This is a genomic window from Pseudomonas sp. NPDC089406 (assembly GCF_044900265.1).
Lineage (GTDB): Bacteria > Pseudomonadota > Gammaproteobacteria > Pseudomonadales > Pseudomonadaceae > Aquipseudomonas > Aquipseudomonas fakonensis.
This window is the reverse complement of sequence record NZ_JBJDNC010000016.1, coordinates 104,802-128,424: the sequence shown is the minus strand read 5'-3', so window position 1 is coordinate 128,424 and position 23,623 is coordinate 104,802. Positions and strand designations below refer to the sequence as shown.

General features: G+C 64.4%; 22 protein-coding genes. 21 read left to right on the top strand and 1 reads right to left on the bottom strand.

Annotated elements, in window-relative coordinates:
* From bamA to ispD, 15 genes are all read left to right on the top strand, one after another.
* Positions 1 to 1,071 (top strand): outer membrane protein assembly factor BamA (bamA, locus tag ACI2KK_RS13775; protein ID WP_404669284.1); only part of this gene is annotated, 1,071 nt, incomplete at its 5' end.
* Positions 1,072 to 1,116: 45 nt separating this feature from the next.
* Positions 1,117 to 1,620 carry an OmpH family outer membrane protein gene (locus ACI2KK_RS13770; RefSeq protein ID WP_217839962.1) on the top strand — a complete coding sequence of 168 codons (504 nt, stop codon included), beginning with the start codon at positions 1,117 to 1,119 and terminating at the stop codon, positions 1,618 to 1,620.
* A gap of 1 nt (position 1,621) precedes the next feature.
* Positions 1,622 to 2,677 carry a UDP-3-O-(3-hydroxymyristoyl)glucosamine N-acyltransferase gene (gene lpxD, locus ACI2KK_RS13765; protein WP_404669283.1) on the top strand — a complete coding sequence of 352 codons (1,056 nt, stop codon included), beginning with the start codon at positions 1,622 to 1,624 and terminating at the stop codon, positions 2,675 to 2,677.
* A 112-nt stretch (positions 2,678 to 2,789) separates the two neighbouring features.
* Positions 2,790 to 3,230 carry a 3-hydroxyacyl-ACP dehydratase FabZ gene (gene fabZ / locus ACI2KK_RS13760; protein WP_060480150.1) on the top strand — a complete coding sequence of 147 codons (441 nt, stop codon included), beginning with the start codon at positions 2,790 to 2,792 and terminating at the stop codon, positions 3,228 to 3,230.
* Complete coding sequence (gene lpxA / locus ACI2KK_RS13755) at positions 3,227 to 4,003, top strand: acyl-ACP--UDP-N-acetylglucosamine O-acyltransferase (RefSeq protein WP_404669282.1); 777 nt, start codon at positions 3,227 to 3,229, stop codon at positions 4,001 to 4,003. Before fabZ ends, lpxA begins: the two co-directional genes overlap by 4 nt.
* 1 nt (position 4,004) lies before the next feature.
* Entirely contained in the window at positions 4,005 to 5,132 is a 1,128-nt protein-coding gene (gene lpxB / locus ACI2KK_RS13750) for a lipid-A-disaccharide synthase (protein WP_404669281.1), read from the top strand.
* A gap of 1 nt (position 5,133) precedes the next feature.
* Positions 5,134 to 5,757: a ribonuclease HII gene (gene rnhB / locus ACI2KK_RS13745; RefSeq protein WP_404669280.1), complete on the top strand. Its 624-nt coding sequence runs from the start codon at positions 5,134 to 5,136 to the stop codon at positions 5,755 to 5,757.
* Positions 5,758 to 5,925: 168 nt separating this feature from the next.
* Positions 5,926 to 9,450, top strand: coding sequence for a DNA polymerase III subunit alpha (gene dnaE / locus ACI2KK_RS13740; protein ID WP_404669279.1), 3,525 nt, complete (start codon positions 5,926 to 5,928; stop codon positions 9,448 to 9,450).
* A gap of 105 nt (positions 9,451 to 9,555) precedes the next feature.
* Entirely contained in the window at positions 9,556 to 10,503 is a 948-nt protein-coding gene (locus ACI2KK_RS13735) for an acetyl-CoA carboxylase carboxyltransferase subunit alpha (RefSeq protein ID WP_217886179.1), read from the top strand.
* 113 nt (positions 10,504 to 10,616) lie between these two features.
* Positions 10,617 to 11,912, top strand: coding sequence for a tRNA lysidine(34) synthetase TilS (gene tilS / locus ACI2KK_RS13730; protein ID WP_404669278.1), 1,296 nt, complete (start codon positions 10,617 to 10,619; stop codon positions 11,910 to 11,912).
* Positions 11,913 to 12,181: 269 nt separating this feature from the next.
* Positions 12,182 to 13,810 carry a CTP synthase gene (locus ACI2KK_RS13725; protein WP_404669277.1) on the top strand — a complete coding sequence of 543 codons (1,629 nt, stop codon included), beginning with the start codon at positions 12,182 to 12,184 and terminating at the stop codon, positions 13,808 to 13,810.
* A gap of 3 nt (positions 13,811 to 13,813) precedes the next feature.
* Positions 13,814 to 14,659: a 3-deoxy-8-phosphooctulonate synthase gene (gene kdsA / locus ACI2KK_RS13720; RefSeq protein WP_369987780.1), complete on the top strand. Its 846-nt coding sequence runs from the start codon at positions 13,814 to 13,816 to the stop codon at positions 14,657 to 14,659.
* A gap of 154 nt (positions 14,660 to 14,813) precedes the next feature.
* A complete protein-coding gene (gene eno / locus ACI2KK_RS13715; RefSeq protein WP_217886175.1) occupies positions 14,814 to 16,103 on the top strand; it encodes a phosphopyruvate hydratase in 1,290 nt (429 codons plus the stop codon).
* 156 nt (positions 16,104 to 16,259) lie between these two features.
* A complete protein-coding gene (gene ftsB, locus ACI2KK_RS13710) occupies positions 16,260 to 16,541 on the top strand; it encodes a cell division protein FtsB (protein WP_217839951.1) in 282 nt (93 codons plus the stop codon).
* Complete coding sequence (gene ispD, locus ACI2KK_RS13705) at positions 16,538 to 17,245, top strand: 2-C-methyl-D-erythritol 4-phosphate cytidylyltransferase (RefSeq protein WP_404669276.1); 708 nt, start codon at positions 16,538 to 16,540, stop codon at positions 17,243 to 17,245. Before ftsB ends, ispD begins: the two co-directional genes overlap by 4 nt.
* Before the next feature lie 256 nt (positions 17,246 to 17,501).
* On the opposite strand, the gene ACI2KK_RS13700 is transcribed toward ispD, so the two are convergent.
* Entirely contained in the window at positions 17,502 to 18,398 is an 897-nt protein-coding gene (locus ACI2KK_RS13700; protein WP_404669275.1) for a LysR substrate-binding domain-containing protein, read from the bottom strand.
* Positions 18,399 to 18,506: 108 nt separating this feature from the next.
* On the opposite strand from ACI2KK_RS13700, the gene ACI2KK_RS13695 reads away from it, so the two are divergent.
* The 6 genes from ACI2KK_RS13695 (at position 18,507) to ACI2KK_RS13670 (ending at position 23,599) form a co-directional block, all read left to right on the top strand.
* The gene (locus ACI2KK_RS13695) at positions 18,507 to 19,619 is read left to right on the top strand and encodes an S-(hydroxymethyl)glutathione dehydrogenase/class III alcohol dehydrogenase (protein ID WP_217839948.1); all 1,113 of its coding nucleotides are present in this window, start codon (positions 18,507 to 18,509) and stop codon (positions 19,617 to 19,619) included.
* A gap of 11 nt (positions 19,620 to 19,630) precedes the next feature.
* Positions 19,631 to 20,479 carry an S-formylglutathione hydrolase gene (gene fghA, locus ACI2KK_RS13690; protein WP_404669274.1) on the top strand — a complete coding sequence of 283 codons (849 nt, stop codon included), beginning with the start codon at positions 19,631 to 19,633 and terminating at the stop codon, positions 20,477 to 20,479.
* Positions 20,480 to 20,656: 177 nt separating this feature from the next.
* On the top strand, positions 20,657 to 21,130 hold the full coding sequence (gene ispF / locus ACI2KK_RS13685; RefSeq protein WP_404669273.1) for a 2-C-methyl-D-erythritol 2,4-cyclodiphosphate synthase: 474 nt from the start codon (positions 20,657 to 20,659) through the stop codon (positions 21,128 to 21,130).
* Positions 21,127 to 22,185: a tRNA pseudouridine(13) synthase TruD gene (truD, locus tag ACI2KK_RS13680; RefSeq protein WP_404669272.1), complete on the top strand. Its 1,059-nt coding sequence runs from the start codon at positions 21,127 to 21,129 to the stop codon at positions 22,183 to 22,185. The genes ispF and truD overlap by 4 nt, the downstream gene beginning before the upstream one ends.
* Positions 22,173 to 22,922: a 5'/3'-nucleotidase SurE gene (gene surE / locus ACI2KK_RS13675; protein ID WP_404669271.1), complete on the top strand. Its 750-nt coding sequence runs from the start codon at positions 22,173 to 22,175 to the stop codon at positions 22,920 to 22,922. Before truD ends, surE begins: the two co-directional genes overlap by 13 nt.
* A 38-nt stretch (positions 22,923 to 22,960) precedes the next feature.
* Entirely contained in the window at positions 22,961 to 23,599 is a 639-nt protein-coding gene (locus ACI2KK_RS13670) for a protein-L-isoaspartate(D-aspartate) O-methyltransferase (protein ID WP_217888792.1), read from the top strand.
* The last annotated feature ends 24 nt before the right edge of the window (positions 23,600 to 23,623 follow it).

Below are 23,623 nucleotides of genomic sequence, written 5' to 3'. Positions count from 1 at the left end.
GCCAGTGTCGGTTTCGCACAAAGCGCGGGCCTGATCCTGGGTGGCTCGATCAGCCAGAGCAACTTCCTCGGTACCGGTAACAAGGTGTCCATCGGCCTGACCCGTTCGGAATACCAGACCCGCTACAACTTCGGTTTCGTTGACCCCTACTTCACCGCCGATGGCGTGAGCCTGGGCTACAACGCCTTCTACCGCAGCACCAACTACGACGACCTCGACGTCGACGTGGCCAGCTATGCAGTAGACAGCCTCGGTGCCGGTGTCAGCCTGGGCTACCCGATCAGCGAAACCTCGCGCCTGACCTACGGCCTGACCGTGCAGCAGGACAAGATCAAAACCGGCAAGTACACCGTCGACGAGATCTTCGACTTCCTCGAAAACGAAGGCGACAACTTCCTCAACTTCAAGGCGTCGATCGGCTGGTCCGAGTCCACGCTCAACAAAGGCGTACTGGCAACCCGTGGTCATTCGCAAAGCCTGACCCTGGAAACCACCGTGCCGGGCAGCGACCTGTCGTTCTACAAACTCGACTACCGCGGCCAGCTGTTCAAGCCAATCAACAACGACTACACCCTGCGCCTGCACACCGAGCTGGGCTATGGTGATGGTTTCGGTGGTACCTCGGGCCTGCCGTTCTACGAGAACTACTACGCTGGTGGTTTCAACTCGGTCCGTGGCTTCAAGGACAGCAGCCTTGGTCCGCGCAGCACCCCGAGTACCGGCAAGAACCCGGGTACCATCGCCGACCCGGACCAGGATCCGCTGCCGTTCGGTGGCAACGTGCTGGTGCAGGGTGGTGTGGAACTGCTGTTCCCGCTGCCGTTCGTCAAGGACCAGCGTTCGCTGCGCACCTCCGTGTTCTGGGACGTGGGTAACGTGTTCGACACCAATTGCGGCTCCAAGCCCGATTGCGCCAAGGTCGGTTTCAGCGACATGGCCAGCTCGGTTGGCCTGGGCGTAACCTGGATCACTGCGCTGGGCCCGCTGAGCTTCAGCCTGGCGATGCCGATCAAGAAGCCGGACGACGCCGACACCCAGGTGTTCCAATTCTCTCTGGGCCAGACCTTCTAAGGGTCGGCCCTCGTACAACGACAACGGTTTATCCAGGAGTGCATCGTGCGTAAGTTGACCCAACTGGCCCTCGTGGCCGCGGCGCTGGTCGCCACCCCGGCTTTCGCCGAAATGAAGGTTGCCGTGCTGAACTATCAGATGGCCCTGCTCGAATCCGATGCGGCCAAGAAGTACGCCGTTGACGCCGAGAAGAAGTTCGGCCCGCAGCTGACCAAGCTCAAGACCCTGGAAAGCAGCGCCAAGGGCATCCAGGACCGCCTGATCAAGGGTGGCGACAAGATGCCTCAGCCAGAGCGTGAGCGCCTGGAGCTCGAATTCAAGCAAAAAGCCCGTGACTTCCAGTTCCAGTCCAAGGAACTGAACGAAGCCAAGGCCGTTGCCGACCGTGACATGCTCAAGCAGCTCAAGCCCAAGCTGGACGGCGCTGTGGAAGAAGTCATCAAGAAGGGCGGCTTTGACCTGGTGCTCGAGCGTGGCGCGGTCATCGATGTCAAGCCTCAGTACGACATCACCCGCCAGGTCATCGAGCGCATGAACCAAGCGCGTTGATATGACCGTGACCATGACGCTCGGCCAGCTGGCCGAGGCCCTCGGGGCACAGCTCAAAGGCCCCGAGGCGCTGCAGATCACCGGCCTTGCCACCTTGCAGGAGGCAGGCGCCGGGCAGTTGAGCTTCCTTGCCAACAAGCAGTACCGCAAGTTCCTTGACGACACCCAGGCCGCGGCAGTACTGCTCAAGGCCGAGGACGCCGAGGGCTTTGCCGGTAACGCCCTGATCGTCGCCGACCCGTACCTTGCGTACGCGCGCATTTCGCACCTGTTCGACCCCAAGCCCAAGGCTGTGGCGGGAATTCATCCCAGCGCCGTGGTGCATGAGGACGCAGAGGTCGATGCCAGCGCCAGCATCGGCCCGTTCGCGGTGATCGAGGCCGGTGCACGCATCGGTGCCAACGTGAGTGTCGGTGCGCACTGCTTCGTCGGTGCCCGCTGCGTCATCGGTGACGGTGGCTGGCTGGCACCGCGGGTCACCTTGTACCACGACGTGACCATCGGCAAGCGTGTGGTGATCCAGTCCGGTGCTGTGATCGGCGGCGAAGGCTTCGGCTTTGCCAACGAGAAGGGCGTGTGGCAGAAGATCGCGCAGATCGGCGGCGTGACCCTGGGTGATGACGTGGAAATCGGCGTGAACACTGCGGTAGACCGCGGCGCGCTGTCCGACACGCGCATCGGCAATGGCGTCAAGCTCGACAACCAGATCCAGATCGCCCACAACGTGCAGGTCGGTGACCACACGGCGATGGCGGCCTGCGTCGGTATTTCCGGCAGCACCAAGATCGGCAAGCACTGCATGATCGCGGGCGGTGTCGGCATGGTCGGTCACATCGATGTTTGCGACAACGTGTTTGTCTCCGGCATGACCATGGTCACCCGTTCCATTACCGAACCGGGCGGCTATTCTTCCGGGACGGCCATGCAACCCCTGGCCGAATGGCGCAAGAGCGCCGCGCGTATCCGCCAGCTCGACGAGATGTCCAAGCGCCTCGGGCAGCTGGAAAAACGTGTCGATACCGTGACCTCAGGTGGCCAGCCGGCATCAGAAGGCTGATACCATTTCCTGAGCTAGAGAACAGTCGCTAGCTGGCTCCTCTTTGGATTTGCAAAAGGAGCGTGCGGTCAGCCCCTGCGCTCCCTATTCTTATTACAGGCTTCCCCCCGAAATGATGGACATCAACGAGATTCGCGAATACCTGCCTCACCGTTACCCGTTCCTGCTGGTGGATCGCGTCACGGATCTGGACTTCGAGGCCCAGAGCATTCGTGCCTACAAGAATGTCAGCATCAACGAGCCGTTCTTCAACGGCCACTTCCCGGCGCATCCGATCATGCCGGGCGTGCTGATCATCGAGGCCATGGCCCAGGCGGCCGGTATTCTCGGTTTCAAGATGCTCGACGCAAAACCTGCCGACGGCACCCTGTACTACTTCGTCGGCTCCGACAAGCTGCGCTTCCGCCAGCCGGTGCTGCCAGGCGACCAGCTGGTGCTGGAAGCCAAGTTCCTCAGCCGCAAGAGCATGATCTGGAAGTTCGAATGCCGCGCCCTGGTCGACGGCAAGGCGGTTTGCTCGGCCGAGATCACCTGTGCGGAACGCTCCCTATGAGTCTGATTGACCCTCGGGCGATCATCGACCCCTCGGCCAAATTGGCCGAAGGTGTCGAGGTCGGCCCTTGGTCGATCGTTGGCCCCGATGTCGAAATCGGGGAGGGCACTGTCATTGGCCCGCATGTGGTGCTCAAGGGGCCGACCCGTATCGGCAAGCACAACCGCATCTACCAGTTCAGCTCCATCGGCGAAGACACCCCTGACCTCAAGTACAAGGGTGAAGCGACGCGCCTGGTGATCGGCGACCACAACGTGATCCGCGAGGGTGTCACCATCCACCGCGGCACCGTGCAGGACCGCTCGGAAACCACCCTGGGCGACCACAACCTGATCATGGCCTACGCCCACATCGGCCACGACAGCGTGATCGGCAACCACTGCATCCTGGTCAACAACACCGCGCTGGCCGGGCATGTGCACGTGGGCGACTGGGCGATCCTGTCTGGCTACACCCTGGTGCACCAGTACTGCCACATCGGTGCCCACGCCTTCTCCGGCATGGGTACGGCGATCGGCAAGGATGTACCGGCCTTCGTCACCGTGTTCGGCAGCCCGGCCGAAGCGCGCAGCATGAACTTCGAAGGCATGCGCCGTCGCGGTTTCAGTGACGAGGTGATCCATGCCCTGCGCCGTGCTTACAAGATCGTCTACCGCCAGGGCCTGACCGTTGAAGAAGCGGTGAAGGAGCTGGACGAGCTGGTCAGCCAGTTCCCTGAAGTGGACCTGTTCCGCCAGTCGATCCTCAAGTCCGACCGCGGCATCACCCGCTGATATGGCGCAGCTCTGTGTTGCGCTGGTCGCAGGCGAGGCCAGCGGCGATATTCTCGGCTCCGGCCTGATGCGCGCCATCAAGGCCCGCCACCCCGATGTACGCTTCATCGGTGTCGGCGGCCCCTTGATGGAAGCCGAAGGCATGGCCTCGTACTTCCCCATGGAGCGCCTGGCAGTAATGGGCCTGGTGGAGGTGCTCGGGCGCCTGCGCGAGCTGCTCAAGCGGCGCAAACTGCTGATCGAGACGCTGATCGGCGAAAAGCCCGATGTGTTCATCGGCATCGACGCCCCAGATTTTACCCTCAACATCGAGCTCAAGCTGCGCCAGGCCGGGATCAAGACCGTGCATTACGTCAGCCCGTCGGTGTGGGCGTGGCGGCAGAAGCGCGTGCTGAAGATCCGCGAAGGTTGCGACCTGATGCTCACCCTGCTGCCGTTCGAGGCGCGCTTTTATGAAGAGCAGGGCGTACCGGTGCGTTTCGTCGGCCACCCGCTGGCCGATACCATCCCGCTCGAGGCCGATCGCGCTGCGGCACGCGCCGAACTGGGGCTGGCCGATGGCCCGGTGATTGCGCTGATGCCTGGCAGCCGTGGTGGCGAGGTGGGGCGGTTGGGCGCCTTGTTCCTCGATGCCGCCCAGCGCCTGGGTGAACTGGTGCCGGGGGCGCGCTTCGTGCTGCCCTGCGCCAACGCCGCGCGCCGGGCCCAGGTCGAGCAGATGCTCGAGGGCCGCGATCTGCCGCTGACCCTGCTCGACGGCCAGTCGCACCAGGCCTTGGCGGCCTGCGATGCGGTACTGATCGCCTCGGGCACGGCCACGCTGGAGGCGATGCTGTACAAGCGCCCGATGGTGGTGGCCTACCGCCTGGCGCCGCTGACGTACTGGATCCTCAAGCGCATGGTCAAGAGCCCCTACGTGTCGCTGCCCAACCTGTTGGCCCAGCGCATGCTGGTGCCCGAACTGCTGCAGGACGCCGCCACCAGCGAAGCCCTGGCCCAGACCCTGGCACCGTTGGTACAGGACGGCACGCAGCAGACCGACAGCTTCGACCAGATTCACCGTACCCTGCGCCGCGACGCCTCCAACCAGGCGGCTGACGCGGTGCTGGCCTTGTTGAAGGACCGCTGACATGCAGATGGGACTGGATTTCAACCTGGTCGAAGACCTGGTAGCCGGCGTCGACGAAGTGGGCCGCGGCCCGCTGTGCGGCGCGGTGGTCACTGCGGCGGTCATTCTCGACCCGAGCCGCCCGATCCTCGGCCTGAACGATTCGAAGAAACTCACCGAAGCCAGGCGCGAGGCGCTGTTCGACGAGATCTGCGAAAAGGCCCTGAGCTTTTGCATCGCCCGTGCCGAGGTCGAAGAAATCGACCGCCTGAACATCCTGCAGGCCACCATGCTGGCCATGCAGCGCGCGGTCGAAGGCCTGCACGTCACGCCAAAGCTTGCGCTGATCGACGGCAACCGCTGCCCGAAACTGGCAGTGCCGGCAGCGCCGGTGGTCAAGGGCGATTCGCAGGTGCCGGCCATCGCCGCAGCGTCGATTCTTGCCAAGGTCACCCGTGACCGCGAGATGAGCGCGTTCGAGCTGATCTACCCGGGCTATGGCATTGGCGGGCACAAGGGCTACCCGACGCCGGTGCACCTGGAAGCCTTGGCACGGCTGGGGCCGACGCCGATTCACCGGCGCTCGTTCGCTCCGGTGCGGGCGGCTTGGGAGGCCCGTGAGGGTGTTTCCACTTCGTTGATCTGATTGTTTGGGGCCGCTTCGCGCCCCTTCGCGGGTAAACCCGCTCCCACAGTTTTTGCATGGCCTGTGGGAGCGGGTTTACCCGCGAAGGGGCGCGAAGCGGCCCCAAACATTCTGGCTAATTACGCTACAATCCCGCCCTTGTCGTTCAGCACTGCTACAGGATCTTCCATGTCGGTCTCCTTCGTTCACCTTCGCGTGCACTCCGAATTCTCCCTGGTCGACGGCCTGGTGCGGATCAAGCCGCTGGCCAAGGCCCTGGCGGGGATGAACATGCCGGCGGTGGCGATCACCGACCAGAGCAACATGTGCTCGTTGGTGAAGTTCTACAAGACCGCCATGGGCGCCGGCGTCAAGCCGATCTGCGGCGCCGACCTGTGGCTGGCCGGGGCCGACCCCGAAGCGCCGCTGTCGCGCATCTGCTTTTTGGCCATGGACCCCAAGGGTTACCGCAACCTCACCGAGCTGATTTCCCGCGGCTGGACCGACGGCCAGCGCAACGGCCTGGTGATCATCCAGCGCGACTGGATCGCCCCGGCCAGCGAAGGGCTGATTGCACTGTCCGCCGGCAAGGAAGGCGACATCGGCATGGCCCTGATGAGCGGCCGCCAGGAAGAAGCCGAAGCCCTGCTGGGCGATTGGCTGGGCATGTTCCCCGAGCGCTTCTATGTGGAGGTGCAGCGCACCAACCGCGCCGGTGACGAAGAGTACGTGCACGCCGCCGTGGCCCTGGCCGACAAGCTCGGCGCACCGCTGGTGGCGACCAACGACGTGCGTTTCATCAAGCAGTCGGACTTCGACGCCCACGAAACCCGCGTGTGCATCGGCGAGGGCTGGACCCTCGATGACCCGCGCCGCCCGCGTGGCTACAGCGACCAGCAGTACCTCAAGTCGCCGGAAGAAATGGCCGAGCTGTTCAGCGACCTGCCCGACGCCATCGCCAACACCGTGGAAATCGCCAAGCGCTGCAACATCACCGTGCAGCTGGGCAAGTACTTCTTGCCCGACTTCCCCACGCCCAACGGCATGGGCATCGACGACTACCTGCGCCATGTCTCCCACGAAGGCCTGGAAGAGCGCCTGGCGGTGCTGTGGCCGAAAGACACCACGCCCAACTACGAAGAAAAGCGCCAGGTGTATCTGGACCGGCTGAAGTTCGAACTGGACATCATCATCCAGATGGGCTTCCCCGGTTACTTCCTGATCGTTATGGACTTCATCAAGTGGGCCAAGAACAACGACGTGCCGGTGGGCCCGGGCCGGGGCTCGGGTGCGGGCTCGCTGGTGGCCTATGTACTGAAGATCACCGACCTCGACCCGCTGGCCTACGACCTGCTGTTCGAACGTTTCCTCAACCCTGAACGTGTATCCATGCCCGACTTCGACGTCGACTTCTGCATGGACGGCCGTGACCGGGTGATCGACTACGTGGCCGAGGCCTATGGGCGCAACGCGGTGAGCCAGATCATCACCTTCGGCACCATGGCCGCCAAGGCGGTGGTGCGCGACGTGGCGCGGGTGCAGGGCAAGTCCTACGGCCTGGCCGACCGCCTGTCGAAGATGATCCCGTTCGAAGTGGGCATGACCCTGGAGAAAGCCTACGAGCAGGAAGAGATCCTGCGCGATTTTCTCAAGAGCGACGAGGACGGCCGCGAGATCTGGGACATGGCCCTCAAGCTTGAGGGCGTCACCCGCGGTACCGGCAAGCACGCCGGTGGCGTGGTAATCGCCCCGACCAAGCTCACCGACTTCTCGCCGATTGCCTGTGACGAAGAGGGCGGCGGCCTGGTAACCCAGTTCGACAAGGATGACGTCGAGGCCGCGGGCCTGGTGAAGTTCGACTTCCTCGGCCTGCGTACCCTGACCATCATCAAGTGGGCGATGGAGATCATCAACCGCGAGCAGAAAAAGAAAGACCTGCCCGACCTCAACATCGACTTCATCCCGCTGGATGACCGCAAGACCTACGAGCTGCTGCAAAAAGCCGAAACCACGGCGGTGTTCCAGCTTGAATCGCGCGGCATGAAAGAGCTGATCAAAAAGCTCAAGCCCGACTGCCTGGAAGACCTTATTGCACTGGTGGCGCTGTTCCGCCCGGGCCCGCTGCAATCGGGCATGGTGGACGACTTCATCAACCGCAAGCACGGCCGCGCGGAGCTTGCCTACCCGCACTCCGACTACCAGTACGAAGGCCTCAAGCCGGTACTGGCGCCGACCTACGGCATCATCCTGTACCAGGAACAGGTGATGCAGATCGCCCAGGTGATGGCCGGCTACACCCTCGGCGGCGCCGACATGCTGCGCCGGGCGATGGGTAAGAAAAAGCCCGAAGAGATGGCCAAGCAGCGCGGCGGCTTCATTGAAGGTTGCGTTGCCAACAACATCGAAGCGGACCTGGCCGGTAACATCTTCGACCTGGTAGAGAAGTTCGCCGGCTACGGCTTCAACAAATCCCACTCCGCCGCCTACGGCCTGGTGTCGTACCAGACCGCCTGGCTCAAGACCCACCACCCGGCGCCGTTCATGGCCGCAGTGCTGTCGGCGGATATGCATAACACCGACAAGGTGGTGGTGCTGGTGGAGGAAGTGCGCAGCATGAAGCTGCGCCTGGACGCGCCGGATGTGAACTTCTCCGACTTCAAGTTCACCGTGAACAACGACGGGCGCATCGTCTATGGCCTGGGCGCGATCAAGGGCGTGGGCGAGGGGCCGGTGGAGGCCATCGTCGAAGCCCGCGCGCAGGGCGGCCCGTTCAAGGACCTGTTCGACTTCTGCGACCGCATCGACCTCAAGCGGGTCAACAAGCGAACCCTCGATGCGCTGATCCGCAGCGGTGCGCTGGACCGCCTGGGGCCGCACTTCCATGACGAGATCAAGGCCTACCAGGCCAATATCGACATCAACCGCGCCACCTTGCTGTCGGCGTTGGGCGAGGCGGTCAAGGCCGCCGAGCAGGCTGCCCACACTGCCGACAGCGGCCACGTTGACCTGTTCGGCAGCATGTTCGACGACGTGGAGGTCGACGTCTATGCCAACCACCGCAAGGTGCGCGAACTGACGCTCAAGGAGCGCCTGAAAGGCGAAAAGGACACGCTCGGCCTGTACCTCACCGGCCACCCTATCGACGAGTACGAAACCGAAATCCGCCGCTTCGCCCGCCAACGCATCGTCGACCTCAAGCCTGCGCGGGACACCCAGACCATCGCCGGCATGATCATTGCCCTGCGGGTAATGAAGAACAAGAAGGGCGACAAGATGGGCTTCGTCACCCTCGACGACCGCTCCGGGCGTATTGAAGCCTCGCTGTTCGCCGACTCGTTCATGGCTGCCCAGGCCCTGCTGCAGACCGATGCCATGGTGGTGGTGGAAGGCGAGGTGAGCAACGACGACTTCTCCGGTGGCCTGCGCCTGCGGGTCAAGACGGTGATGACCATGGAAGACGCGCGCACCAAGCTGGCCGAGAGCCTGCGCCTGAAAATCGCCCACGATGCGCTCAAAGGCGACCGCCTGAACTGGCTGGGCGAGCTGATCACCCGCCACCGCGGCGGTTGCCCGATCACCCTGGAATACACCGGCAGCGACGCCAAGGCCATGCTGCAGTTCGGCGACCAGTGGTCGATCGACCCGGCCGATGGCCTGATTCAGGCACTGCGTGACCAGTTCGGGCGTGAGAACGTCTTCCTGCAATACCGTTGAAACGACGAATTTTAATCTCGACCTTTATGCGCCTGATCCCTTAAGGTAGGGCGCCAAACGGATCAACCGGCCGGCCGCCTGGCCGTAGACCCAAGACGGAAGCCTATGAACCCGAATTTCCTCGATTTCGAACAGCCGATTGCCGACCTGCAAGCCAAGATCGAAGAGCTGCGCCTGGTGGGCAACGACAACTCGCTGAACATCAGCGATGAAATTGCCCGTCTGCAAGACAAGAGCAGCACCCTGACCGAGAGCATCTTCGGCAACCTGACCAGCTGGCAGATCGCCCGCCTGGCCCGTCACCCGCGCCGCCCGTACACCCTCGACTACATCGAGCACATCTTCGACGAGTTCGAAGAGCTGCACGGCGACCGTCACTTCTCCGACGACGCCGCGATCGTGGGCGGTACTGCGCGCCTGAACGACAAGCCGGTGATGATCATCGGCCACCAGAAGGGCCGCGAAGTGCGTGAAAAAGTTCGCCGCAACTTCGGCATGCCGCGTCCTGAAGGCTACCGCAAGGCCTGCCGCCTGATGGAAATGGCCGAGCGCTTCAAGATGCCGATCCTGACCTTCATCGACACCCCGGGCGCTTACCCGGGCATCGACGCCGAAGAGCGCAACCAGAGCGAAGCCATTGCCTGGAACCTGCGCGTGATGGCGCGCCTGAAAACCCCGATCATCGCCACCGTGATCGGTGAAGGTGGTTCGGGTGGCGCCCTGGCCATTGGCGTGTGCGACCAGCTGAACATGTTGCAGTACTCGACCTACTCGGTGATCTCGCCAGAAGGCTGCGCCTCGATCCTGTGGAAGACCGCCGACCGTGCCGCCGACGCTGCCGAGGCCATGGGCGTGACCGCCGATCGTCTGAAAAGCCTGAACATCGTCGACAAGGTCATCCAGGAGCCGCTGGGCGGCGCCCACCGCGACCCGGCCAAGATGTCGGCCAGCGTGCGCGCCGACCTGATCGAACAGCTGGACATGCTTGGCAAGCTCGACAACGACGCGCTGCTTAAGCGCCGTTACGATCGTCTGATGAGCTACGGCCTCTGACAGGCTGAGACCCAATCGCCGGCAAGCCGGCTCCTACAGAAGTGCGCGTCACCTGTAGGAGCCGGCTTGCCGGCGATCGGGGCATCCCGGATCTTCCGCCAAGTGAGGCGCTGATGCTCGACCTCACCCCGCAACTCTCCCCCTGGCTCACCGCCCCCGCCTGGCACATCGCCTTCTCCGGCGGCCTCGACTCTACCGTCTTGCTGCACCTGCTGGCCGATTACCGCCGCACCCACCATACGCCCCCCCTGCGCGCCATCCACGTACACCACGGCCTGCAAGCCGCCGCCGACACCTGGCCGCAACATTGCCGCGCCGTGTGCAAAGCCTTAAGCGTCGAGCTCGATATCGTGCACGTTAAGGTAGCCCCCGGCGCGAGCCTGGAGCAGGCCGCCCGCGACGCCCGCTACGGTGCGTTCGAAAAGCTGCTGGGGCCGGGCGAAGTGCTGTTCACCGGCCAGCATCGCGACGATCAGGCCGAAACCCTGTTGTTTCGCCTGTTGCGTGGCGCGGGTTTGCGCGGCCTGGCGGCCATGCCCGAAGTGCGGGCGCTGGGGCAGGGCAGGCTGGTGCGCCCGCTGCTGAAGGTGGCGCGCCAGCACTTGCAGGCATACGCCGAGGCGCGCGGGCTGGTTTGGGTCGAAGACCCCTCCAATGCCGATACCGGCTTCGCCCGCAATTTCCTGCGCGGCGAGGTGTTGCCGCTGTTGCATGGGCGCTGGCCGCAGGCCGAGGGCAACCTCGCGCGCGCCGCTGAACACCTGGGTGAGGCGCAGGGCTTGCTGGATGAGCTCGCCGTCACCGACCTGGCCGCAGCCAGCGGTGCCGAGCCATGGCCGTGGCTGGGCCTGGCCTCCCTCGACCTCGCCACACTGGCCAGGCTTTCACCGGCCCGCCAGCGCAACGCCTTGCAGTACTGGCTGAGCGCCCGCACCCGGCTGCCCGACAGCCGCCATTGGGCGGGCTGGGACGACCTGCGTGATGCGGCCGCCGATGCAACGCCGGTGTGGCACCTGACCGACGGCCAGTTGCTGCGCAGCCACGGGCGCATCTGGTGGTTGAGCGGGGCCTGGCTGCAGCCGGTCGCTGGTGATCACGCCTGGCCCGAGCCTGGCCTGCCCTTGCATCTGCCGGGCAACGGCAGTGTTCGACTGGCCGGCGAGCCTGCCGGGCAGGGCCTGCGCATCGCCTACCGGGTGGGCGGCGAAGTCATGCAGGTGCCCGGTCGCGGCCGTCGCGACCTCAAGCGCCTGCTCAACGAAGCGCAAATGCCGCACTTCGTGCGCCCGCGCCTGCCGCTTTTGTACCGTGGCGAACAGCTACTGGCAGTGGCCAACCTGCCGGCATTGGGGGGGGCGAATTGCCAGCTGCACTGGCAGCCGCCGACCAGCGTGCAAGGTTTGAGATGAAGGGTACATTCGGGTAGACTACCCTCCCTTCTTGATACAGCTTCTGTGGCTTCCTCGAAAACACAGCAGTTGCCGATTACCAAGCAGTTTTTTGCTGGGCTGATTCTTAAAATGACGAGCGAGCTCCAAACCGGGGATACCCCTGGTCTGTACAGACGCGGCAGTTGTTCGAGATGCACTGTGATTGACGCAGGTGATCGGGGGCTTCGGCCTTCCTTCGCTTTCTCCGGCGGCCCAAGCCGCCTTAACGCAGACTTCTAGGGTTTTTCATGACGCGCTACATATTCGTCACGGGCGGTGTTGTTTCTTCATTGGGGAAAGGCATTGCCTCGGCATCCCTGGCGGCCATCCTGGAAGCGCGGGGCCTGAAGGTCACCATGCTCAAGCTGGACCCGTACATCAACGTCGACCCGGGCACCATGAGCCCGTTCCAGCATGGTGAAGTGTTCGTCACCCACGACGGCGCCGAGACTGACCTCGACCTGGGCCACTACGAGCGGTTCATCCGCACCACGATGACCCAGAACAACAACTTCACCACCGGCCGCATCTACGAGCACGTGCTGCGTAAAGAGCGCCGTGGTGATTACCTGGGCGCGACCATCCAGGTCATCCCGCACATCACCGACGAGATCAAGCGCCGCATCATCAAGGGCGCGGGCGATGCCGACGTCGCGCTGGTCGAGATCGGCGGCACCGTGGGCGACATCGAGTCGCAGCCGTTCCTCGAGGCCATCCGCCAGCTGCGCGTCGAAGTGGGCTCCAAGCGCGCCATGCTGATGCACCTGACCCTGGTGCCGTACATCGCCACCGCCGGCGAGACCAAGACCAAGCCGACCCAGCACTCGGTCAAGGAGCTGCGCTCCATCGGCCTGCAGCCTGACGTGCTGATCTGCCGCTCCGACCACCCGGTCGATGCCTCGTCGCGTCGCAAGATCGCGCTGTTCACCAACGTTGAAGAGCGTGCGGTGATTTCGCTGGAAGACGTCGACACCATCTACAAGATCCCTGGCGTGCTGCACGCACAAGGCCTGGACGACTTCGTCGTCGAGCGCTTCGGCCTGCAGTGCAACAGCGCCGACCTGTCCGAGTGGGACAAGGTGGTGGACGCCAAGCTCAACCCTGAGCAGGAAGTCACCATCGCCATGGTCGGCAAGTACATGGAGCTGCTGGATGCGTACAAGTCGCTGATCGAAGCGATGAGCCACGCCGGCATCACCAACCGTACCAAGGTCAACCTGCGCTACATCGACTCCGAAGACATCGAGAACCAGGGCACCAGCCTGCTCGAAGGTGCCGATGCCATCCTGGTACCGGGCGGTTTCGGCCTGCGCGGCGTCGAAGGCAAGATCACCGCGGTGCAATACGCCCGTGAGAACAAGGTCCCGTACCTGGGCATCTGCCTGGGCATGCAGGTGGCCGTGATCGAGTTCGCCCGTAACGTGGTGGGCTGGAAAGACGCCAACTCCACCGAGTTCGACCGCAACAGCGGTCACCCGGTGGTCGGCCTGATCACCGAGTGGGCTGATGCCACCGGCGCGGTCGAGACCCGTACCGAAGCCTCCGACCTGGGCGGCACCATGCGCCTGGGCGCCCAGGACTGCCAGCTGGCATCGGGTTCGAAAGTGCACGACTGCTATGGCAAGGACATCATCACCGAGCGTCACCGCCACCGCTACGAAGTGAACAACAACCTGCTGGGGCAACTGGTCGACGCCGGCCTGGTGGTTTCGGGCCGTTCCGAAGACGGTGCGCTGGTGGAAGTGGTCGAGTCCAAGGACCACCCATGGTTCGTCGCCTGCCAGTTCCACCCAGAGTTCACCTCGACGCCTCGTGACGGCCACCCGCTGTTCAGCGGTTTCGTCAAGGCTGCCCTGGCACAGAAGAACAAGGCCTGATCCATGACTCAGAAGATCATTCGCGTCGGTAACATCGAGATCGCCAACGACAAGCCGTTCGTCCTGTTCGGCGGCATGAACGTTCTGGAATCCCGTGACCTGGCCCTGAAGGTCTGCGAGGAGTACGTGCGGGTCACCGAAAAACTCGGTATCCCGTACGTGTTCAAGGCCAGCTTCGACAAGGCCAACCGCTCGTCGGTGGCCTCGTACCGTGGCCCGGGCATGGAAGAGGGGCTGAAGATCTTCGAGGAGATCAAGCGCACCTTCAACGTGCCGGTGATCACCGACGTGCACGAACCCTACCAGTGCGAACCGGTAGCACAGGTGTGCGACATCATCCAGCTGCCGGCCTTCCTGTCGCGCCAGACCGACCTGGTGGTGGCGATGGCCAAGACCGGTGCGGTGATCAACATCAAGAAGGCGCAGTTCCTGGCGCCCCACGAGATGAAGCACATCCTCGCCAAGTGCGTCGAGGCCGGCAACGACCAGCTCATCCTGTGTGAGCGCGGTTCGAGCTTCGGCTACAACAACCTGGTGGTGGACATGCTCGGCTTCGGCATCATGAAGCAGTTCGAGTACCCGGTGTTCTTCGACGTCACCCATGCCCTGCAGACCCCGGGTGGTCGCGCCGACTCCGCCGGTGGCCGCCGCGCCCAGGTCACCGACCTTGCCAAGGCCGGCATGAGCCAGGGCCTGGCCGGGCTGTTCCTCGAAGCCCACCCCGACCCGGACAACGCCAAGTGCGATGGCCCCTGCGCCCTGCGCCTGGACAAACTGGAGCCGTTCCTCAGCCAGCTCAAGCAGCTGGATGACCTGGTGAAAAGTTTTCCGACGGTAGAAACCGCGTAAAGCGCGTTTCTCGGGTAAAGTACCGCCCGTTCCACCCCCTGACCGTCAGGTCAGGGGCTCCCTTCGCCAGGCCTGCCCGTGCCATGTCGCCTGGTGAACGGCAAGAATTCCCAAAAGTTGCGTTAGTTTCGTCAATTCTGGAGTGCTTACAACAATGGCAAAGATCGTCGACATCAAAGGTCGTGAAGTTCTCGATTCCCGTGGCAACCCCACCGTGGAAGCCGACGTACTGCTCGACAACGGCATCATCGGCAGCGCCTGCGCGCCGTCGGGTGCTTCCACTGGCTCGCGCGAAGCGCTGGAGCTGCGTGATGGCGACAAGAGCCGTTACCTGGGCAAAGGCGTGCTGAAGGCCGTCGGCAACATCAATGGCCCGATCCGCGAACTGCTGCTGGGCAAGGACCCATCGGACCAGAAAGCCCTGGACCGCGCCATGATCGAACTGGACGGTACCGAGAACAAGGCCAAGCTGGGCGCCAACGCCATCCTGGCCGTCTCCCTGGCTGCTGCCAAAGCTGCCGCCCAGGACCAGGACCTGCCGCTGTACGCGCACATCGCCAACCTGAATGGCACCCCGGGCCAGTACTCGATGCCGGTGCCGATGATGAACATCATCAACGGCGGCGAGCACGCCGACAACAACGTCGACATCCAAGAGTTCATGGTGCAGCCGGTTGGCGCCAAGACCTTCTCCGACGGCCTGCGCATGGGCACCGAGATCTTCCACCACCTCAAGGCTGTACTGAAGGCCCGTGGCCTGAACACCGCCGTGGGTGACGAAGGTGGCTTCGCGCCTAACCTGGCTTCCAACGAAGACGCCCTGGCGGCCATCGCCGAAGCCTGCGACAAAGCCGGCTACAAGCTGGGTACCGACGTGACCCTGGCCCTGGACTGCGCCGCTTCCGAGTTCTACGAAGACGGCAAGTACAACCTGTCCGGTGAAGGCAAGTCGTTCGACGCCGAAGGTTTTGCCGACTACCTCAAAGGCCTGACCGAGCGCTTCCCGATCATCTCGATCGAAGACGGCCTGGACGAGTCCGACTGGGCTGGCTGGAAAATCCTCACCGACAAGATCGGCGAGAAAGTCCAGCTGGTGGGCGACGACCTGTTCGTTACCAACACCAAAATCCTGAAAGAAGGCATCGAGAAGGGCATCGGTAACTCGATCCTGATCAAGTTCAACCAGATCGGCTCGCTGACCGAAACCCTCGAAGCCATCCAGATGGCCAAGGCTGCCGGCTACACCGCGGTGATCTCGCACCGTTCCGGTGAAACCGAAGACTCCACCATCGCCGACCTGGCCGTGGGTACCGCTGCCGGCCAGATCAAGACCGGTTCGCTGTGCCGTTCCGACCGCGTCAGCAAGTACAACCAACTGCTGCGCATCGAAGAGCAACTGGGCGCCAAAGCCGTTTACCGCGGCCGTGCCGAGTTTCGCGGCTAAGCAAGAGATGGTAAAAAGGCAGCAGCCGGGGCAGCCTGCACGTTCGTACTGAACGTTCAGGCGTTTCCCACGGGTTTCTGTCGACGAAGCCTGGCCTCGGCCAGGCTTCGTGCTATCGGAAGCTCGCTGCGGCGGCCTTTATACCTGGATATCTTCATGCGCAGTCCCTATTGGTTGTTCCTCGTCCTGCTCCTGCTGCTCGGCGGCCTGCAATACCGCCTTTGGGTCGGTAATGGCAGCCTGGCGCAAGTGGCCGAACTCAAGCAGCAGATTGACGAACAGCACGCCGAGAACGAGCGGCTGCTGGAGCGCAATCGCGTGCTCGATGCCGAAGTACTGGAGCTGAAGAAAGGTATGGAGACCGTGGAAGAGCGGGCTCGTCATGAACTGGGGATGGTCAAGGAAGGCGAAACCCTCTACCAGCTGCCACAAAAATGACCCATCCGTTACCGGCCTTCTGGGCCGTGATTCCTGCTGCGGGCGTTGGTGCCCGCATGGCTGCCGACCGCCCCAAGCAGTATCTGATGCTGGGCGGGCAGACCATCCTCGAGCATAGCCTCGACTGTTTTCTAGGCCACCCCGCGCTCAAGGGCGTGGTGGTCAGCATTGCCGATGAAGACCCGTACTGGCCCGGCCTGCGCTGCGCCCATGACTCGCGCATCCAGCGTGCCCCGGGTGGCCGCGAGCGGGCCGATTCGGTGCTCAGTGCGCTGCTGTTGCTGCACGCCCAGGGCGCTGCCGACGACGATTGGGTGCTGGTGCACGATGCCGCCAGGCCGAACCTGGCGCGCAGTGACCTGGACCGTTTGCTGGCGGAGCTTGCCGATGACCCGGTGGGTGGCCTGCTGGCGGTACCGGCCCGCGACACCCTCAAGCGTGCCGGTGCCGATGGCCGGGTGAGCGCCACCATCGACCGCAGCACCGTGTGGCAGGCCTACACGCCGCAGATGTTCCGTTTGGGCATGCTGCACCGGGCGCTGGCCGAGTGCCTGGTGTCGGATGTGGCGGTGACCGATGAATCCTCCGCCATCGAATGGGCCGGGCACGCGCCACGGCTGGTGGAGGGGCGCAGCGACAACATCAAGGTGACCCGCCCGGAAGACCTGGAGTGGTTGCGTCAGCGGTGGGCGGGACGGCGCTGAATTTCCTACTCCGGCTCTTTCGCGGGTGAACCCGCTCCCACAGGTACAGTGCAAACCTGAAGGCCTGTGCGATCCCTGTGGGAGCGGGTTTACCCGCGAAGAGGCCAGCAATAACCGTACAGTTCTTCAGCCGTGCGCCTGTGCCGGCCCTATCGCCGGCAAGCCGGCTCCTACAGGGGCCGTGAGTTTCAAGCTCGATGCAGTCCTGTGGGAGCGGGCTTGCCCGCGAAGAGGCCAGTGATGACAGTGCAGTTCTTCAGCCCTGCCGATACTCCGGCAACCCCGCCAGCTCTTCCTTCATGTAATCCACCAAGCGCCGCACCTTCGGCGACAGGTGCCGCTGCTGCGGATACAGCGCCCACACTGCCGTATTAGGCGGCTGATGCCCCTCCAGCAACGACACCAGCGCACCGCTGTGCAGGTGCTCCAGCACGTAGTAATCCGGCAACTGGCACAACCCCATTCCCTGCAACGCCGCATCCAGCACCGCCTGGCCGCTGTTGCAGCGCCAGTTGCCCTGCACCCGCTGGCTGATCTCGCGGCCATCCTGCTGCAAGGCCCACAAGTCCGAGCTACCCACCAGGCAGTTGTGCCGGGCCAGCTCCGACAGGCTGTGGGGCCGCCCATAGCGCTCAAGATAAGCAGGCGAGGCGCACAGGTACATGCGCCGGGGCGCCAGGCGTGTGGCCACCAGCCGTGAGTCCTGCAGGCGGCCCAGGCGGATTGCCAGGTCCATGCCTTCGTGCAGCAGGTCTAGGGTGCGGTTGCTCAGCTCCACTTCCACCCGCAACTGCGGGTACTGCGCCATGAAGCGCGTTACCAGCGGCACGATGAAGCGCTCGCCATAGGCCACCGCGCAGGTCATGCGCAGCAGGCCCTTGGGCTCGCTGGCCAGATCGCCCATGGCCCGCAGCGCCTCTTCGCGGCCATCCTGCAGGCGTTGGCAGTGCTGCAAAAAGGTCTGCCCGGCTTCGCTCAGGGTCACCCGCCGGGTACTGCGGTACAAAAGGCGGGTTTGCAGGCGCTCTTCCAGGCGGGCGATCTGCCGGCTGATGTGCGACGAGGAAACCCCCAGGCGCTCGGCCGCCGCCGTGAACTGGCCCGACTCGGCCACGGCGACGAACTCATCGATGCCTTCCCAGCGGTTGCTCATGGATTATCCCTGTGCGGCAATAATGTTTTTTAACTGGCCGGATTATTCATCAAAAGAGCATGAATTACACTGCTGGACTGAAATCGACACCTTGTCTGGAGACACTCGATGATCAAGTCCCGCGCTGCCGTAGCCTTCGAAGCCAAGAAACCCCTGGAAATCGTCGAGGTCGACGTGGCCATGCCCAAAGCCGGCGAAGTGCTGCTGCGCGTCGTCGCCTCGGGCGTTTGCCACACCGACGCCTACACCCTGTCGGGCGCTGACCCGGAAGGCATCTTCCCGTCGATCCTCGGCCACGAAGGCGGTGCCATCGTCGAAGCGGTCGGCGAGGGCGTCACCTCGGTGGCCGTGGGCGACCACGTGATCCCGCTGTACACCCCAGAGTGCGGCAAGTGCAAATTCTGCCTGTCGGGCAAGACCAACCTGTGCCAGGCCATCCGCGCCACCCAGGGCAAGGGCCTGATGCCGGACGGCACCACCCGCTTCAGCTACAAAGGCCAGCAGCTGTTCCACTACATGGGCACCTCGACCTTCTCCGAGTACACCGTGCTGCCGGAAATCTCCGTGGCCAAGATCCAGAAAGAAGCCCCGCTGGAGAAGGTCTGCCTGCTCGGTTGCGGCGTCACCACCGGCATTGGCGCGGTGATCAACACCGCTAAGGTCAAGCCCGGTGACACCGTGGCCATCTTCGGCCTGGGCGGCATTGGCCTGTCGGCCATCATCGGTGCAGTCAAGGCCAAGGCCTCGCGCATCATCGCCATCGACATCAACCCGGCCAAGTTCGAGATCGCCCGCCAGCTGGGCGCCACCGACTGCATCAACCCGAAGGAATACGACCGCCCGATCCAGGAAGTGATCGTCGACCTCACCGACGGCGGCGTGGACTTCTCCTTCGAGTGCATCGGCAACGTGCAACTGATGCGCGCGGCACTGGAGTGCTGCCACAAGGGTTGGGGCGAGTCGGTGATCATCGGCGTGGCCGGTGCCGGCCAGGAAATCGCCACCCGTCCGTTCCAGCTGGTGACCGGCCGCGTCTGGCGCGGTTCGGCCTTTGGTGGCGTGCGTGGCCGCAGCGAGCTGCCGAGCTACGTCGAGATGGCCGAGAAGGGCGAGATCCCGCTGGACACCTTCATCACCCACACCATGGGCCTGGAAGACATCAACAAGGCCTTCGACCTGATGCACGAAGGCAAGAGCATTCGTAGCGTCATCCACTTCTGAGGCCCGCTGCCATGACGCTGGAAAACATCTCCTGCCAGAAGAGCTTCGGCGGCTGGCACAAGCGCTACCGGCACAGCTCCAAGGTGCTTGGCTGCGACATGGTGTTCGCCGTGTACCTGCCGCCCCAGGCCGAGCAGGGCGAGAAACTGCCGGTGCTGTACTGGCTGTCGGGGCTGACCTGCACCGACGAGAACTTCATGCAAAAGGCCGGCGCCCAGCGCCTGGCCGCCGAGCTTGGGCTGATCATCGTCGCCCCCGACACCAGCCCGCGTGGCGAGCAGGTGCCAGGCGACCCGGATGGCGCGTGGGACTTCGGCCTGGGCGCCGGGTTCTACCTGAACGCCACCCAGCAGCCCTGGGCCCAGCACTACCGCATGCATGACTACGTGGTGCAGGAGCTGCCGGCACTGATCGAGGCGCACTTCCCGGCCAGCGACCAGCGCAGCATCAGCGGCCACTCCATGGGCGGGCACGGCGCGCTGGTGTGCGCCCTGCGCAACCCGGGGCGTTACCGCTCGGTGTCGGCGTTCTCGCCGATCAGCAACCCCATGGACTGCCCGTGGGGCGAGAAGGCCTTCAGCCGCTACCTGGGCGAAGACCGTGCGCGCTGGCGCGAGTGGGATGCCAGCGTGTTGCTGGCCGAGGCCGAGCATTGCCCGCCGCTGCTGGTGGACCAGGGTGATCGTGACGACTTCCTGGAAAAGCAGCTCAAGCCGCAGGCGCTGGAACAGGCCGCGCGCAAGGGTGGGCACGAGCTGACCCTGCGCCTGCAGCCAGGCTATGACCACAGCTACTACTTCATCGCCAGCTTCATCGATGAGCACCTGCGCCACCATGCAGTGGCACTTGGCCGGGTTTGACCTGCCAGCACGGTGTCGGCTTTTTCGCGGGTAAACCTGCTCCCACAGGATATCTGCAAGCTTCGGCTTGCAGCGTTCCCTGTGGGGGCGGGTTCACCCGCGAAGGGCTGCACAGCAGCCCCAATACTGCATGAAAGCAGGTAGAATCACGCCCTGACTCAATCAGGGCGTTTTTCTATGCGTATTGGCCACGGCTACGATGTGCACCGTTTTGCCGACGGTGATTTCATTACCCTGGGCGGGGTGCGTATCCCCCACAAATACGGCCTGCTGGCCCACTCCGACGGCGACGTGCTGCTGCACGCCGTCAGCGATGCCCTGCTCGGCGCTGCGGCGCTGGGTGACATCGGCAAGCACTTCCCCGACACCGACCCGCAGTTCAAGGGCGCCGACAGCCGCGTGCTGCTGCGCCATGTGCTGGGTGTGGTGCGCGGCAAGGGCTGGAAGGTCGGCAACGTCGACGCCACCATCGTCGCCCAGGCGCCGAAGATGGCCCCGCACATCGAAACCATGCGCCAGCGCATCGCCGAAGACCTGCAGGTCGAACTCGACCAGGTCAACGTCAAGGCCACCACCGAAGAAAAGCTCGGCTTCACCGGCCGCGAGGAAGGGATCGCCGTGCACGCCGTCGCCCTGTTGCTGCCCGTATGACCGAACTGGAACTGCTGGGGCCACGGGCCTCGGGCGAGGCCCTGGGTAGCGCCGTATTGAAGGCCGTGGCCGAGGACTTCCAGGTTGATGAAGTGCTCGATATCCCGTTGTCGGGGCAGGGCGAGCACCTGTGGCTGTGGGTTGAAAAACGCGACCTCAATACCGAAGAGGCCGCCCGCCGCCTGGCCCGCGCTGCCGGTGTGCCGGTACGCGCCATCAGCTACGCGGGCCTCAAGGACCGCCAGGCCCTGACCCGCCAGTGGTTCAGCCTGCACCTGCCGGGCAAGGCCGACCCGGACCTGACCCGTGCCGAGGATGAGACCTTGCGCGTGCTCAAGCAGGTGCGCCATTCGCGCAAGCTGCAACGCGGTGCCCACTCGGCCAACGGCTTCACCTTGCGTCTGACCGGTCTGACCGCCGAACACGCGGCACTCGATGCGCGCCTTGAACAGCTCAAGGCCCAGGGCGTACCCAACTATTTTGGTGCCCAGCGCTTCGGCCATGCCGGCGGCAACGTCCACGACGCCCAGGACTGGGCCGCGCGCCAGGCCCTGCCCGAGCAGCGCAACGTGCGCTCGCGGCTGCTGTCGGCCGGGCGCAGCTACCTGTTCAACCAGGTGCTGGCCGCGCGGGTGGCCGATGGCAGCTGGCAGCAAGCACAGGTGGGCGACCTGCTGGCCTTCACCGACAGCCGCAGTTTCTTTGCCGCAGGCGAGGCCGAATGCCGCGACCCGCGCCTGGCGATTCTCGACCTGCACCCCACCGGCCCGATGTGGGGCGAGGGCGAGGCGCCGGGCAGCGGCAGCCCCCAGGCCCTGGAGAACGCAGTCGGTGCGCGCCACCCGCAGCTGTGCCAATGGCTGGCGCGCGCGGGCATGACGCACGAACGGCGTATTCTGCGGCTCCCTATTGGGCGGCTTACATGGCATTATCCCGAGCCTGATATCCTGCAACTGGAATTCGTCCTTCCGGCCGGATGCTTCGCCACCGTGGTGGTGCGCGAACTCGTCGATCTGGTGCCGGCAGGGCAGACGGACAGCCCATGCGTATTCTGATTTCGAATGACGACGGTGTTACCGCACCCGGCCTCGCCGCGCTGCATGCTGCGCTGGCGGATTATGCCGAGTGCGCGGTAATTGCCCCGGATCAAGACAAGAGCGGTGCCGGCAGCTCGCTGACCCTCGACCGGCCGCTGCACCCGCAGACGCTCGCCAACGGCTTCATCAGCCTTAACGGCACCCCCACCGACTGCGTGCACCTGGGGGTCAACGGCCTGTTGCCGCACACCCCCGACATGGTGGTGTCGGGTATCAACCTGGGCGCCAACCTGGGTGACGACGTGCTGTATTCCGGCACCGTGGCCGCTGCGCTCGAAGGGCGCTTTCTCGGCGGTACGTCACAGGCGTTCTCGCTGGTGTCGCGCCAGCCCGACAACCTGCCGGCCGCCGCCCATATCGCCCGCCGCCTGGTCGAGGCGCAGGCGCGCCTGGAGTTGCCGCCGCGTACGGTGCTGAACATCAACATCCCCAACCTGCCGCTGGAGCACATCCGTGGCATCCAGCTGACCCGCCTGGGCCACCGTGCCCGCGCCGCCGCGCCGCACAAGGTGGTCAACCCGCGGGGCAAGGAAGGTTACTGGATCGCCGTGGCCGGTGACGCCGAGGACGGCGGCCCGGGCACCGACTTCCATGCCGTGATGCAAGGCTACGTGTCGATCACGCCGTTGCAGCTGGACCGCACCTTCAACGACGCCTTCGAGCGTTTCGAGGGCTGGCTGGAGGGCGTGCTCTGATGCGCGAGCAGGACGATCTGATGCGCCACGGAATTGGCATGACCTCCCAGCGCACCCGGGAGCGGCTGATCCAGCGGCTGTACGAGGAGGGCGTGTCCAACGCCAAGGTGCTCGAGGCGATTCGCCGCACCCCGCGCCACCTGTTCGTCGACGAGGCCCTGGCCCATCGCGCCTACGAAGACACCGCGCTGCCGATCGGCCACAACCAGACCATCTCGCAGCCGTTCATGGTCGCGCACATGAGCGAGCTGTTGCTCGAGGCCGGCCCGCTGGACAAGGTGCTGGAGATCGGTACCGGCTCCGGTTACCAGACCGCGATCCTCGCCCAGCTGGTGGAGCGGGTGTTCTCGGTGGAACGCATCAAGGTGCTGCAGGACCGCGCCAAGGAGCGCCTGCTCGAACTCAACCTGCGCAACGTGGTATTCCGCTGGGGCGACGGCTGCGAGGGCTGGCCGGCGCTGGCGCCGTACAACGCCATCATCGTCACTGCGGTGGCGCCCGAGGTGCCCCAGGCTTTGCTCGACCAGCTGGCGCCCGGCGGGCGCATGGTCATCCCGGTGGGCCCGGCAGGGGAGGCGCAGCAACTGATGCTGATCGTGCGTGAAGAACACGGCTTCTCGCGCCGGGTGCTCGGTGCGGTGCGCTTCGTGCCATTGCTGGGTGGCCCGCTGGCCTGAGGCAAGCGCCGGAATATTTGTGCG

Coding starts and splice junctions, on each gene's coding strand:
- rnhB (WP_404669280.1), top strand. CDS start 5,134: ATGCAGATGGGACTGGATTTCAACCTGGTCGAAGACCTGGTAGCCGGC.
- lpxD (WP_404669283.1), top strand. CDS start 1,622: ATGACCGTGACCATGACGCTCGGCCAGCTGGCCGAGGCCCTCGGGGCA.
- fabZ (WP_060480150.1), top strand. CDS start 2,790: ATGATGGACATCAACGAGATTCGCGAATACCTGCCTCACCGTTACCCG.
- lpxA (WP_404669282.1), top strand. CDS start 3,227: ATGAGTCTGATTGACCCTCGGGCGATCATCGACCCCTCGGCCAAATTG.
- ispF (WP_404669273.1), top strand. CDS start 20,657: ATGCGTATTGGCCACGGCTACGATGTGCACCGTTTTGCCGACGGTGAT.
- ftsB (WP_217839951.1), top strand. CDS start 16,260: ATGCGCAGTCCCTATTGGTTGTTCCTCGTCCTGCTCCTGCTGCTCGGC.
- lpxB (WP_404669281.1), top strand. CDS start 4,005: ATGGCGCAGCTCTGTGTTGCGCTGGTCGCAGGCGAGGCCAGCGGCGAT.
- kdsA (WP_369987780.1), top strand. CDS start 13,814: ATGACTCAGAAGATCATTCGCGTCGGTAACATCGAGATCGCCAACGAC.
- ACI2KK_RS13670 (WP_217888792.1), top strand. CDS start 22,961: ATGACCTCCCAGCGCACCCGGGAGCGGCTGATCCAGCGGCTGTACGAG.
- ACI2KK_RS13735 (WP_217886179.1), top strand. CDS start 9,556: ATGAACCCGAATTTCCTCGATTTCGAACAGCCGATTGCCGACCTGCAA.
- truD (WP_404669272.1), top strand. CDS start 21,127: ATGACCGAACTGGAACTGCTGGGGCCACGGGCCTCGGGCGAGGCCCTG.
- ispD (WP_404669276.1), top strand. CDS start 16,538: ATGACCCATCCGTTACCGGCCTTCTGGGCCGTGATTCCTGCTGCGGGC.
- surE (WP_404669271.1), top strand. CDS start 22,173: ATGCGTATTCTGATTTCGAATGACGACGGTGTTACCGCACCCGGCCTC.
- ACI2KK_RS13725 (WP_404669277.1), top strand. CDS start 12,182: ATGACGCGCTACATATTCGTCACGGGCGGTGTTGTTTCTTCATTGGGG.
- ACI2KK_RS13700 (WP_404669275.1), bottom strand. CDS start 18,398: ATGAGCAACCGCTGGGAAGGCATCGATGAGTTCGTCGCCGTGGCCGAG.
- fghA (WP_404669274.1), top strand. CDS start 19,631: ATGACGCTGGAAAACATCTCCTGCCAGAAGAGCTTCGGCGGCTGGCAC.
- dnaE (WP_404669279.1), top strand. CDS start 5,926: ATGTCGGTCTCCTTCGTTCACCTTCGCGTGCACTCCGAATTCTCCCTG.
- tilS (WP_404669278.1), top strand. CDS start 10,617: ATGCTCGACCTCACCCCGCAACTCTCCCCCTGGCTCACCGCCCCCGCC.
- ACI2KK_RS13695 (WP_217839948.1), top strand. CDS start 18,507: ATGATCAAGTCCCGCGCTGCCGTAGCCTTCGAAGCCAAGAAACCCCTG.
- eno (WP_217886175.1), top strand. CDS start 14,814: ATGGCAAAGATCGTCGACATCAAAGGTCGTGAAGTTCTCGATTCCCGT.